This window comes from Candidatus Magnetobacterium casense (genome assembly GCF_019173545.1).
GTDB classification, from domain to species: domain Bacteria; phylum Nitrospirota; class Thermodesulfovibrionia; order Thermodesulfovibrionales; family Magnetobacteriaceae; genus Magnetobacterium; species Magnetobacterium cryptolimnobacter.
Genome location: NZ_JABXWD010000111.1, coordinates 1 through 9,824 on the forward strand (window position 1 = coordinate 1; position 9,824 = coordinate 9,824).

Annotated in this window: 20 protein-coding genes and 1 pseudogene; 20 read left to right on the forward strand and 1 reads right to left on the reverse strand. The window is 47.5% G+C overall.

Annotated elements, in window-relative coordinates; all coding sequences use genetic code 11:
* The 19 genes and pseudogenes from HWQ67_RS07675 to HWQ67_RS07765 all read left to right on the forward strand — a co-directional run.
* Positions 1–265: pseudogene (locus tag HWQ67_RS07675) on the forward strand (hypothetical protein); the annotation flags it as partial.
* A 58-nt stretch (positions 266–323) separates the two neighbouring features.
* Complete coding sequence (locus tag HWQ67_RS07680) at positions 324–515, forward strand: hypothetical protein (RefSeq protein ID WP_218252099.1); 192 nt, start codon at positions 324–326, stop codon at positions 513–515.
* On the forward strand, positions 516–968 hold the full coding sequence (locus HWQ67_RS07685) for a hypothetical protein (RefSeq protein WP_218252100.1): 453 nt from the start codon (positions 516–518) through the stop codon (positions 966–968).
* Entirely contained in the window at positions 952–1,146 is a 195-nt protein-coding gene (locus HWQ67_RS07690; protein ID WP_218252101.1) for a hypothetical protein, read from the forward strand. The genes HWQ67_RS07685 and HWQ67_RS07690 overlap by 17 nt, the downstream gene beginning before the upstream one ends.
* 320 nt (positions 1,147–1,466) lie before the next feature.
* Positions 1,467–1,697 carry a hypothetical protein gene (locus tag HWQ67_RS07695; RefSeq protein ID WP_218252102.1) on the forward strand — a complete coding sequence of 77 codons (231 nt, stop codon included), beginning with the start codon at positions 1,467–1,469 and terminating at the stop codon, positions 1,695–1,697.
* A gap of 433 nt (positions 1,698–2,130) precedes the next feature.
* Complete coding sequence (locus HWQ67_RS07700) at positions 2,131–2,316, forward strand: hypothetical protein (protein WP_218252103.1); 186 nt, start codon at positions 2,131–2,133, stop codon at positions 2,314–2,316.
* A gap of 2 nt (positions 2,317–2,318) precedes the next feature.
* Complete coding sequence (locus tag HWQ67_RS07705) at positions 2,319–3,254, forward strand: recombinase RecT (protein WP_218252104.1); 936 nt, start codon at positions 2,319–2,321, stop codon at positions 3,252–3,254.
* A 167-nt stretch (positions 3,255–3,421) separates the two neighbouring features.
* Positions 3,422–3,883: a hypothetical protein gene (locus HWQ67_RS07710; RefSeq protein ID WP_218252105.1), complete on the forward strand. Its 462-nt coding sequence runs from the start codon at positions 3,422–3,424 to the stop codon at positions 3,881–3,883.
* A complete protein-coding gene (locus HWQ67_RS07715) occupies positions 3,861–4,169 on the forward strand; it encodes a hypothetical protein (RefSeq protein WP_218252106.1) in 309 nt (102 codons plus the stop codon). Before HWQ67_RS07710 ends, HWQ67_RS07715 begins: the two co-directional genes overlap by 23 nt.
* Positions 4,166–5,128: an HNH endonuclease gene (locus tag HWQ67_RS07720; protein WP_218252107.1), complete on the forward strand. Its 963-nt coding sequence runs from the start codon at positions 4,166–4,168 to the stop codon at positions 5,126–5,128. Before HWQ67_RS07715 ends, HWQ67_RS07720 begins: the two co-directional genes overlap by 4 nt.
* 60 nt (positions 5,129–5,188) lie before the next feature.
* Positions 5,189–5,362 carry a hypothetical protein gene (locus HWQ67_RS07725; protein WP_218252108.1) on the forward strand — a complete coding sequence of 58 codons (174 nt, stop codon included), beginning with the start codon at positions 5,189–5,191 and terminating at the stop codon, positions 5,360–5,362.
* Positions 5,363–5,633: 271 nt separating this feature from the next.
* Positions 5,634–5,852 (forward strand): hypothetical protein, encoded by a 219-nt coding sequence (locus HWQ67_RS07730; RefSeq protein WP_218252109.1) that lies wholly within the window; start codon positions 5,634–5,636, stop codon positions 5,850–5,852.
* A 291-nt stretch (positions 5,853–6,143) separates the two neighbouring features.
* A complete protein-coding gene (locus tag HWQ67_RS07735) occupies positions 6,144–6,398 on the forward strand; it encodes a hypothetical protein (protein ID WP_218252110.1) in 255 nt (84 codons plus the stop codon).
* Positions 6,395–6,802, forward strand: coding sequence for a hypothetical protein (locus HWQ67_RS07740; RefSeq protein ID WP_218252111.1), 408 nt, complete (start codon positions 6,395–6,397; stop codon positions 6,800–6,802). The genes HWQ67_RS07735 and HWQ67_RS07740 overlap by 4 nt, the downstream gene beginning before the upstream one ends.
* A complete protein-coding gene (locus HWQ67_RS07745; RefSeq protein WP_218252112.1) occupies positions 6,799–7,239 on the forward strand; it encodes a hypothetical protein in 441 nt (146 codons plus the stop codon). Before HWQ67_RS07740 ends, HWQ67_RS07745 begins: the two co-directional genes overlap by 4 nt.
* Positions 7,239–7,538 carry a hypothetical protein gene (locus tag HWQ67_RS07750; RefSeq protein ID WP_218252113.1) on the forward strand — a complete coding sequence of 100 codons (300 nt, stop codon included), beginning with the start codon at positions 7,239–7,241 and terminating at the stop codon, positions 7,536–7,538. The genes HWQ67_RS07745 and HWQ67_RS07750 overlap by 1 nt, the downstream gene beginning before the upstream one ends.
* A complete protein-coding gene (locus HWQ67_RS07755; RefSeq protein WP_218252114.1) occupies positions 7,492–8,226 on the forward strand; it encodes a DUF5131 family protein in 735 nt (244 codons plus the stop codon). The genes HWQ67_RS07750 and HWQ67_RS07755 overlap by 47 nt, the downstream gene beginning before the upstream one ends.
* Before the next feature lie 16 nt (positions 8,227–8,242).
* The gene (locus tag HWQ67_RS07760) at positions 8,243–8,908 is read left to right on the forward strand and encodes a tyrosine-type recombinase/integrase (RefSeq protein WP_218252115.1); all 666 of its coding nucleotides are present in this window, start codon (positions 8,243–8,245) and stop codon (positions 8,906–8,908) included.
* 129 nt (positions 8,909–9,037) lie between these two features.
* The gene (locus HWQ67_RS07765) at positions 9,038–9,229 is read left to right on the forward strand and encodes a hypothetical protein (RefSeq protein ID WP_218252116.1); all 192 of its coding nucleotides are present in this window, start codon (positions 9,038–9,040) and stop codon (positions 9,227–9,229) included.
* Here HWQ67_RS07765 and HWQ67_RS07770 read toward each other — a convergent pair.
* A complete protein-coding gene (locus HWQ67_RS07770; protein WP_218252117.1) occupies positions 9,216–9,419 on the reverse strand; it encodes a hypothetical protein in 204 nt (67 codons plus the stop codon). The genes HWQ67_RS07765 and HWQ67_RS07770 overlap by 14 nt on opposite strands.
* A gap of 139 nt (positions 9,420–9,558) precedes the next feature.
* Here HWQ67_RS07770 and HWQ67_RS07775 point away from each other — a divergent pair.
* Positions 9,559–9,824: hypothetical protein (locus tag HWQ67_RS07775; RefSeq protein WP_218252118.1), on the forward strand; the 266-nt coding region annotated here is incomplete at its 3' end.

A 9,824-nucleotide genomic window follows, 5' to 3' on the forward strand; every position in this document is an offset into this window, starting at 1 on the left:
TCCCATAGGAATAGGAAATATCCTACAAAGAGAGATAATGAGTACACTCGTTGAGAAGCTGAAGAACCTCCAGTCAGATAAGCGTCTAACAGACAATCAATTCGCCAAGCTGATAAATGTAAGTTCGGTTATGTGGCGAGCTGCAAAGAAGGGCAGGCGGAAGCTGGGAGAGAATACCTTGGGCGGCGTTCTGATTGCATTCCCGGAGCTTAAACAAGATATCTTGGAGTATTTGAGGCGTAAAAATGGAGAGAGCAGTAACTAGGCACGCTCTCTTTTTTTGCCTTTAGTGCGTTACCTCAGTAACAAGATAGAGGGGTTAAGTGTCAGCACTTCACGTCATAGCCGGAGCCAGAGGCGGACAAGCCACCCTGCAGCGCTATGGCTTATCTCACTTCTCAGATATCGGCAAACTCGGAGGACGGCCTACGTGGATGGAAACCCTGGAGAAGGACCAGCTGGCAAGGGATAAGGCGAATAAGAGGTCTCGCAGTAGGAATAATGGAGGGGGCTAAATGCCAATCTTAAACTACTCAACCAGCATTGCAGCCTCTAAAACAGTTGCCGAGATTCAATCTAATCTATCTCGTCATGGCGCATCTGCAATACTCATAGAATACGGCAATGGAGAACCTTCAGCGCTTTCTTTTAAAATTGATACTCCCCATGGCAATCTACCCTTCCGGTTACCCATAGACCCCAAACGCGTTCTGGCTGTTATGCAAAGGCAAAAAGTACCACGCTCGTATTGCAACTATGAACAGGCTGTAAAAGTTGCATGGCGGCTCCTGAAAGATTGGGTTGCTGTGCAAATGGCATACCTCGAAACAGAACAAGTTACGATAGACCAATTACTTTTACCTTATCTCATGGTCGAAGAGAATAAAACACTTTATGACCGGATGGTTGATAAAGGCTTTAAGAAATTAACACAAGGCGAGCAAGGCGGCGATGACACTCCAGATTAAGCATCCCAAGAAGTTTAACCAGACTGAGCGTGTTGTCGTGCCGAAGCGCAACAACCATCAGTCGCCGGAAGCAGACACAGGGCACGAGCTAACCTGTATCAGTTGTGGCAGAGAGATACCAGCGGGCTACCAGTGTGATACCTGCAAAGAATTATTCAAGGCGAGAGGAAGGGGGTAAGGCATGTCTGGTTGTTTTTGGTATTCAATTATTGGGCTTTTTGTGGGAATATTCGTAACTGCTGGCATAGTTGGTCTTAGCTTTTGTGTCCAGCCCAGTTTTCGCCGAAGGAAAATCGTCTATCAGTTCAGTACGGGGAAAGAGGGAACTTACGAGGGTTATGTAACAGATGAAACGGAATCGCTAATTAAGATTCGCGATGCCGAACCTACTGGCTATCGGCAAGATTATGGTCATTCTGGCTTGCTGAGGAATAAGCCAATATATACCGAGACTTGGTATGAAAAGGCAAACGTCAAAGTAATAAGGGGGTAGGTTAGATGGTACAGGTTAAAGACATTGTATCAGGCAGGCTCGTAGCCATTGACGAGAATCAAATTAAGGTGCAGCTCCCCACCGGCTTGATTAAGAGCTATACATACGAGGGGCTGGGTGACACCGGACTCAATGTAGATATACAGTGGCTCTACGACAACATGGGGCAGCGAGTGATATGCCTGGTGGAAAGCGGCTGCATGACAGAGATTAAGCCATTGGGGGCGAGGCTATGAACAGCGTCTGGTATGTCCACGCCGTAGGCTCCGGCATTATCGCGGTTTTATGCCTGTTGGCTTTTCTGTGGGCAAGGAGAGGGAATAAAAACATCGAGCCTTCTTGATTGGAGTTGGGATGATAAACATTAAATTCAAAGATAGCAACTCAATAACGATTGAAGGTTCAAATAATACTTCATGGACTATACGCGATACCCAAGAGGGTAATATCGAGATAAGCCTTAATAAATGGCACGAAACAGTCAAGCGCATACCCATAGAAGCAACCCCTTCGGGTGATGCGAAATATATAGAAATCAAACCGTTGTGATTGCTGAAAGGGGGTGATTCCAGTGGTTATAGAGTACGCCATCGGCGGGTTGTTCTCCATAGCGCTTTCGGCGTTTATCTTCTATTGGTTGATTGGAATTTTATTGAAGGCGGTGTAAGAGTGGAATTAGTAATAAGGCAATCATCCGGGTTTATCCTATCGAGGCACAAGGCAAGAAAAGAGCACTCTTGCCAGATATGCCGCAAGCCTATCCTCAAAGGCACCGAATGCTATACCCGCATTGTGGCCGGCTCCGGCGTGGGTGGATTCATTGACGCGGAAAAAATACATACGTGGTGCGCGTAAATATGACTACTTGCAAGCATTTAGATATCCAATGGATAGCGCAAAACTACGTCTGCGCTGAGTGCCATAGCGGATTGACAACACCATGGAGCCCTATATTTCACAGGACAATCCTAGTATGTGCCAAAGACAGAAGCCACAAGGGATATGTGCGGCTTGACGAGGGCATGGAGAAGCTAATAGCCGCCGGAGCCACAGAAGAGGAAATCCAAACTTATCTAATTCAAAAACAGGAGGCGTATCACATGGTAACAGACACGAAACTACAAAGGTATCAAGGCAACACCAGTCTCACAGAAAAGGAAGCCAGTCACATTCTATCACTGTGTTGGCCGAAAGCGCCGCATGAGGAAGTAGTGCGAGCTGCGCTGCTATGCAAGTCCTACGGACTGAATCCCCTTATGAAGCATGTATTCCTGATTCCCTTCAAGAATAAGCAGACAGACGGCATATCATGGGCAACCGTTATCGGCATTAAGGCTACGCGGTTACTTGCCAGCCGGCGCCGTCCCTACACCTACGTTGACGGACCGCGCGTTATGACCGAAGAGGAACAACAGGCTATCTTCGGTAAGGTGGACCATGGGCGGATATGGGCTATCTGCAAAGTGGGCGATCTGCAGGGCAACCAGGCGCCCGGCTATGGCTTCTGGCCGCGCACTGATAACCCCCATGGCACGGAAAAGGGCAACACGCCGGAGAATATGGCTTTTATCCGCGCTGAACGCAATGCGCTGGACAGGCTCTTCCCCGGTGAAATGCCGGACGTTGAGGTTGTCGATGAGCGCTTTGCCAACGGACAGCACGTAGAGGCTTGCAACGTGATTGACAGTACGGCGAAGGAAGTGCCGACTGAGGAAGCGAAGGTGCCAGCTACAGAGGCACCACCGGCGCAGCGTTACAATCCCGCGCCAAACAAACCAAGAACGCTGTTGTGATTCTGCGAGCCCTGGCAACTAAGCCGATGCCAGCTAAAGCGTGAGTGCGCCGGGGCAATCCAAAACGCAGAGAGTATATCGTTTTGGCTAACCGAATAGATTCAGGGGCAGCGAATATGAGCCGCCGGGATGCTGGCTAACCGGCGGCGGGGCGAAAGGGGGGAAGAATGGTCAACGCCACAAAGCACGTGGATGATTACTCGCAAGATATACCAATATTAACTACTGAGCAAATGAAAGAGGATATAGTTTGGTTTATCAAACACAGAGACTACGTATCATTTGCGGAGATTATAAACCGCTATGGCGAACAGGCCAAGGGGGAAGAATCCATCTTGAACAACCAGTACAACATAATTCTTTGGGCTAACATGTCTAGCATTCTCGCGGATAGTATTCTGAGTTTAATTAAAGATGGCGATATTCACAAACATCCGGCAAGCCTATTAACCTACTTAGCAGATGGTATGTTGCCAACCTTTCCGATGGTTCGGCGCCTACCACGTATTGCTTACAAATCCCCCCGGTGGCTACCTGTTTGTTTTAGACCTGGGGCTTCTTGTGGTGAAAAGGAATGCCCACATCGCCAACTCAAAAAGATAGAAAATGAAAGTCGAATCATTCAATAACAGGCACAACGGAGTTACCTACAAGGGCGCCAAGATACCATGCCCGATAGAGGCTACTGTGTGCCTGGATGATAAGTCAAAGGTGGTGATTAAGGGAGTGCTATCGATAGAGCAAATGACCGGCTCTTACAAGTTTGGCGAGCAACTGCAGATCGTGGTGCTGGGCAAGCCAGTAAGGGTTGAAAAGAGGAATGCCAGTGAGTACCAGAGAATAGAGATTGCCATACCACTGAGCTGGGGGAATGAGTTAATACAGTCCTATTTAACGCAGAGGGGGAAGTTATGACAGAGCGTTCTTTTGATACTGAGTTTTGGGATAGACCATTCACGGAAGAGTTGTCTATAGCCGCAAAGCTGCTTTACATCTATAGCTGGACAAATTCGCATTGTAACCAGGCTGGGCTTTATAAGATAGGACTAGGAAGAATAGCAATCGAGACTGGTATACCACGCGCATCACTCCCCTCGTTATTCAAGGAATTAGAAGTTAAAATACAGTGGTTCCCCGAGCACAATATCCTTTGGGTACGAAATTTCCTGCGCCGCCAAACCAAGTCACCTTATTTCCTCAAAGCTGCAGTTAAAAATGTGCTCGGCCTTAACGTGCCAGAGGAAATAAAAGACGCATTTCAGGAATATAACTCTGAACTACTCCAAGGGGCAACCGTATCTCAATCACTAACTAGGCGTGAGTGTGTAGGAATCCGAGACTTGTTCATCTGCCAATACTGCGGTAGCGCTATAGAGTCGAATAGTGAATTAGAGGTTGACCATATAATTCCTGTATCTAGGGGCGGCAAAGACAACTATCAAAACTTGGTATGCGCCTGCCAGGGGTGCAACCAGAAAAAACTCGATAACCTTCCCGGAGATGTGGGACTTAATACTCCCAAACCTCAGACTTTTCATGCCGCGCAAGCGATTTATATCCTGAAAAACAATAGCGAAATTCGAGCCAAATGGTTATCGGTATTCCCTCATAGATATAACCACTGTGATTCAATATTAAATCAATATTGTTCAATATTGAGTAATGTTGGAGGAAGTTGCCCCTCTGATCTAGTCTGTACTGATTCTTTATCTGATTCTTTATCTGATAAGGGGTTTGGAGAGCGCGAGAGGAAAGGGGATTGGCGGGAAAGGAAAAAGGCTGAGAGGGCGAAGCAAAGCGATCCGGAAGAGTATTATAAACGATACGGTCACCTATTAAAAAAGCCCGAAGTGTCCAGCCCTGTCAAGGGTTAGCTGTGGACAAATGTATAGGGGTGCGCAGATATGAATAAATGTCAACGGTGCGGGGGTAGTTTGATAAAAGACAGATTTGGCATTACCTGTCTGCAATGCGGTTATGAGCCACCGGAAAAACTGGCTGGCTTTGCGGAGCCAATGATTCAGGCCACGAAAGTTATAAAAGCGCAGTTTGCCGATAAGGTTATAGCCCGGACCGTAAACTGCTACCGGATAAGCAAATACGCATAGGGGGTGTTGCTGTGAAAATGAAGTGTTTGCATTGTGGGGTAAGAGTCTTACTGAAAGCCGTTGTTAAATTATGGCGCAAAAATAAAAAGGTTTATCGCTGCCCGGAGTGCGGGGGTTTAACGGAGTTGGAGTTGTTTTAGGTGCGGCCATACGATAGGAGGTTTTATGAACAGGCATCGCTCACTCTATCAATGCCACGAGGCAAAAGTATCTGGCGATAGGATTATCGGTTAAGTTCTGATTTGGTAGGTGAGGAGATAAGGAGGACGAGATGGTCAGGAAAATCTGGAGGTTCTTTGCACTCAGTAGGTTTGAACAGGGGATGTTGGCTGGAGTTTGTGCGGTCATAACCTGTCTAACACCATTCGTTGCGGCTAGATACCCTGAAATAACAGAGGGGAAGTGGGTGATAACAGGGATAGCCGATGCCACTTGGCTTCTTGTTATGTTCAAAGGGGCTTGGGATGAAGTGAAAGAAAGGCAGAAATGAGCCACCAACCAAAACAGAACTTAACCGGATTATCTGTGCAAGGGAACACAAGCTGGGCGCGTGCCAGGACTATGGCATACCGCTAAACCGGATGAAGCGCGGCGAGCCCTTGTACTGCGCGGCATGTACTAAGTGCACGGACTTCCGGCGTAACGGTGGGATTCCGCCAAAAGAAGAGAGGGGCTGGTAGCCAATATATGAACATTCTCAAACAACTCTACTGTAGACGATGCCGGCGTACCACCTGGCACCTTAATAGCCGGTGTGAAGTCTGCCAGAAGGAGGTTGACAATGACAGACAACGGAAAGGGCTGCGCTCACTACTGGATTATAGAAGAGGCGCGAGGTCCGACAAGCCGGGGAGTCTGCCAGAAGTGCGGCAAGGCACAGATGCACCCTAACCAGACGGAGTTGAGTTGGGAGGCGCAGCGGAAAAGCGCACAGTCATTGTTCCACCCGGAGCCAATCGCGCAAAGGGCAACCAGGGTAAAGGCGTTTAGATATTACGGGTTAAGTTCTGTTTTGGTGGATAGGAGAAAAGAATGAGCAAAATATACGGTAGCGACAACGAGTTTGAATACTATGCCGATGAACCGCCAGAGCAAAAGTATGAGCCGTTAATTAGTCGTAAGCTTATAATGTTATTCTTTGTTATGTTGCTTGCCTTGCTCGTTGTTTTGGTTTGGCCTCAATCGCCAACTGCCCAGCCTGTATTAGACCCGTTCCCTGTAATTATTGAAGGAGGCAACTGTACCTATGGAACATACGATGGAATAAATTGGCGGAAGGTTTATTGCTATGAAGGTAACAGTTCGGTGCTTTGGGTTCCCTATCCAATAATTGGGAATACCACGTTCTATCTTTATTATGGGAATGGGACTATAGATGTCGGTAATGAGACTTGGCTTGATGGTTACAATATAAGACGAAAAATGGAGATAAACTGGTGAGAAATGAACAGGGCTATCCACCAAAAGAGAACTTAACCATATTACGCGTGAAAGGAGAGGCAATGATTGAGAAGCAGAAGGCGCTAGATACCATAAGAAGCTATCTGCAAGATGTGTGGAATGAAGGAGATGGGCATTATCCTTTGACCGATACATCAGAGCAGATTCTCGCCCTGTTCCAGCCCTCACAACCTACGGAGGGCGAGCTTGCACCGTGCCCTTATCGCGCTGGTAGGGTTTGCCCCGAATGTGGTAGTGATATGGCTTGGGAGTGGGAGAAAGGGAGCAAAGCCCAACGCCAGTTCGACCTACAGCGCATGGTGAAGCTGCCAAGCGAGGACAGATTATTTACTGAAATTAACAAATGGCTAGATGATGAAGACAAAAGCATAATGTTGGCTTCCAAAGTTCACAAGTGGCTCAAGGAGGGCAAATAATGGATGAATATCTAAGAGATAAACTACAAGACAAGATACTTGATATTATCAACAACACAACTGACTTAGATAAAGACTCTGAGGTTGGCGAGCAACTCTCTTGGGACATAACTAACTTGATTTATAGGTTAGGCTGGCATCCCCAATGCGAGTGCCTGAAGCTGCCCACAAAGCAGGAGTTCGTAGAGAAGTGTTTAGGCACAGGATATGGCGAAGTCTACGATTGGCTTCAATACAGGGAGGAGCCACCACATGGGGGAACTGATAGCAAGGGGAATGATGCAAAAATCGAAAATTGAGTGGTGCGACTACACAGTGAATCCGGTAAAGGGCTATTGCCCAATGGCCTGTCCGTACTGCTATGCTCGCCGAATGTATGACAGGTTCGGGTGGGATAAGACGATTAGGTACGAGCAAGATGCTTGGTATAAGCCAGCCCATATAGACCAACTGGAAGCAGGCAAAAGGATATTTGTCGGCAGTACCTTTGAATTATTCGGGGATTGGGTAAAGCCAGAATGGCTCGATGCTATCTTTTATGAAGTAGAATTGCATAGCGACCAGGCCTTTATCTTCCTAACCAAGCAGCCTCAGAATCTCCAGAAGTGGAGTCCGTTCCTTGAGAATTGTTGGGTAGGAGTGAGCGTAGATGGTACAGATAACGCTCCGCTTGGCCGTATGCTCTATACGGCATTCGATAGAATACAAGCAAAAGTGAAGTTCGTATCTTTTGAGCCACTACTTGCAAACACTCGCTTGGACAAACGAGATTTAAGCCCCGACTTTGCAGATATACAGTGGGCAATAATCGGCGCCGAAACAGGCAACCGCAAAGGAAAGCCGCCTTTAACCGAAGTCCACAAGTGGGCAAAGGAAATCATCGCAGCCGCAGACGAAGCGGGTATCCCAGTGTTTCTTAAAGATAATTTGAAATGGCCGGTTAGGCGTCAGGAGTTCCCAGTAACCAAATGCAGTGATTTTGGTTAGTCACAGGGGGTAGGTTATGGCAGACAATCCAGGGACAGACTTAGTACCAGTTAACATAAAAATGTTTAGATTAAACAAAACTACAAAGAGTCCAGCCGTTATCAAGGCAAGAGCCGCCGCCGGCTCCTATGTTCCCCACCTGCGGCTCGAGGAAGTCCTGGCTATAGCCCAGGTCGCCGGCGCGGTGCGGGAAAACGGCGAAAGGAACCGACTGCTGGTGTTGACCATTTTTGACGGCTGTTTGCGCGTGAGTGAGGCGCTGGCGCTAAAGGTTGGCGATCTGAAACAGTCAGGCGAGGGTTGGTATGTCCAGGTGTTTGGCAAGGGCAGGAAGCCCGGTGTGGCTGCCATAAGCGCGTCACTGGCCGCCCAACTCCAGGCATACGCCTATCGAGCCAAGATACAACCCCACGAACTGTTTTTCCCCATAAAGAGGTCTAGGGCGTTTCAACTGATAGACGCTGCGATGAAGGCTGCTGGGGTAGAAAAGCCGCCCCACGTTGGCGCGGTCCATGTTCTGAGGCATAGCGGCTTAATAGAACGGTTGCGCGTTACTGGCAACCCCAAAGCAGTTCAGGAGCAGGCGCGGCATTCCACGGCGCAAATGACGTTGAGGTATCTTAAAACTCTCACGGCTGAAGAGGCGTTGAAGATACAGCAACAAGTGGATTTCGGGTATTAGGGGGCATTATGAGGATATTAGGGTTTTCGGATGTCCAGATAGTGCTTCACCCGGTTCTCCTCGGTTGCAGTTGGTACGATTTTTCATCGTGCCGACTGAGCCGGGGGGACTGGAAGGGAGGCAAATAATATGCCCTCCCTTAACAATGGTGGTGATGGTCTTAAATCAGAATTGACCAAGGAAGAAATAGCAAGAATGATTGATATTGCCCTATGGAAAGCGGAAACCCGTATTTTGAAAAAAGTGGTAAAGGTGATATTGGCAAATAATCAAAAGGTGCTAGAGCAACTAACAGAATTAGGAGTTATCAATCAGGAATGAATATACCAGCTTTGGCTAAATCTTTAGCAATTTGTTCATTGTTCACGTATATTGCCTCTATAACTTTTCTAAAGATTGCCTGTGCTGCATCAGTTGATAATAGTTGCATTTCTGGGTCAACCATCGGCATAACGATTCCCCACATTTCATCTTCATCAAGACCTATGCGATTTATATTCTTCTTCTTCATGATTACGTCACCATCCTTATTTCAACTGGGTGGACATATATTCACCACCCTAGCTAAAGGTTGCGTAAAAGTATATCGCCTGCTTAGGTGGAAATCAACCGCAACCGAGGATAACCCTATAGCAATCAAGGGGGAGTAAATGAAAGCCCTGAAAATGCACAAAAGCGGGCTAACGCTGGCTGATTATCGTGCTTTATGTGGGATTGAACGTGCTGCTAAAGAAATCGTCTGCCAGATGGGATTCTTACGCAAGCATATTTCCACAGGGGAAATCTATGGGGAAGAATTTCGCCTCATGTACGCAGGCAGCCAAGCCGCTAAGATATATCACCTATCAAAGGGTGTGAGCCGTAGATATGACGAGAGGAAGAATAAGGCAGTCAAGGATAACCCTATAGCAATCAA

What these genes read in the sequence shown, in the direction of transcription:
- HWQ67_RS07685 (WP_218252100.1), top strand. Translation starts at nt 516, where the DNA reads ATGCCAATCTTAAACTACTCAACCAGCATTGCAGCCTCTAAAACAGTT.
- HWQ67_RS07690 (WP_218252101.1), top strand. Translation starts at nt 952, where the DNA reads ATGACACTCCAGATTAAGCATCCCAAGAAGTTTAACCAGACTGAGCGT.
- HWQ67_RS07695 (WP_218252102.1), top strand. Translation starts at nt 1,467, where the DNA reads ATGGTACAGGTTAAAGACATTGTATCAGGCAGGCTCGTAGCCATTGAC.
- HWQ67_RS07705 (WP_218252104.1), top strand. Translation starts at nt 2,319, where the DNA reads ATGACTACTTGCAAGCATTTAGATATCCAATGGATAGCGCAAAACTAC.
- HWQ67_RS07710 (WP_218252105.1), top strand. Translation starts at nt 3,422, where the DNA reads ATGGTCAACGCCACAAAGCACGTGGATGATTACTCGCAAGATATACCA.
- HWQ67_RS07715 (WP_218252106.1), top strand. Translation starts at nt 3,861, where the DNA reads ATGAAAGTCGAATCATTCAATAACAGGCACAACGGAGTTACCTACAAG.
- HWQ67_RS07720 (WP_218252107.1), top strand. Translation starts at nt 4,166, where the DNA reads ATGACAGAGCGTTCTTTTGATACTGAGTTTTGGGATAGACCATTCACG.
- HWQ67_RS07730 (WP_218252109.1), top strand. Translation starts at nt 5,634, where the DNA reads ATGGTCAGGAAAATCTGGAGGTTCTTTGCACTCAGTAGGTTTGAACAG.
- HWQ67_RS07735 (WP_218252110.1), top strand. Translation starts at nt 6,144, where the DNA reads ATGACAGACAACGGAAAGGGCTGCGCTCACTACTGGATTATAGAAGAG.
- HWQ67_RS07740 (WP_218252111.1), top strand. Translation starts at nt 6,395, where the DNA reads ATGAGCAAAATATACGGTAGCGACAACGAGTTTGAATACTATGCCGAT.
- HWQ67_RS07750 (WP_218252113.1), top strand. Translation starts at nt 7,239, where the DNA reads ATGGATGAATATCTAAGAGATAAACTACAAGACAAGATACTTGATATT.
- HWQ67_RS07755 (WP_218252114.1), top strand. Translation starts at nt 7,492, where the DNA reads ATGGGGGAACTGATAGCAAGGGGAATGATGCAAAAATCGAAAATTGAG.
- HWQ67_RS07760 (WP_218252115.1), top strand. Translation starts at nt 8,243, where the DNA reads ATGGCAGACAATCCAGGGACAGACTTAGTACCAGTTAACATAAAAATG.
- HWQ67_RS07765 (WP_218252116.1), top strand. Translation starts at nt 9,038, where the DNA reads ATGCCCTCCCTTAACAATGGTGGTGATGGTCTTAAATCAGAATTGACC.
- HWQ67_RS07770 (WP_218252117.1), bottom strand. Translation starts at nt 9,419, where the DNA reads ATGAAGAAGAAGAATATAAATCGCATAGGTCTTGATGAAGATGAAATG.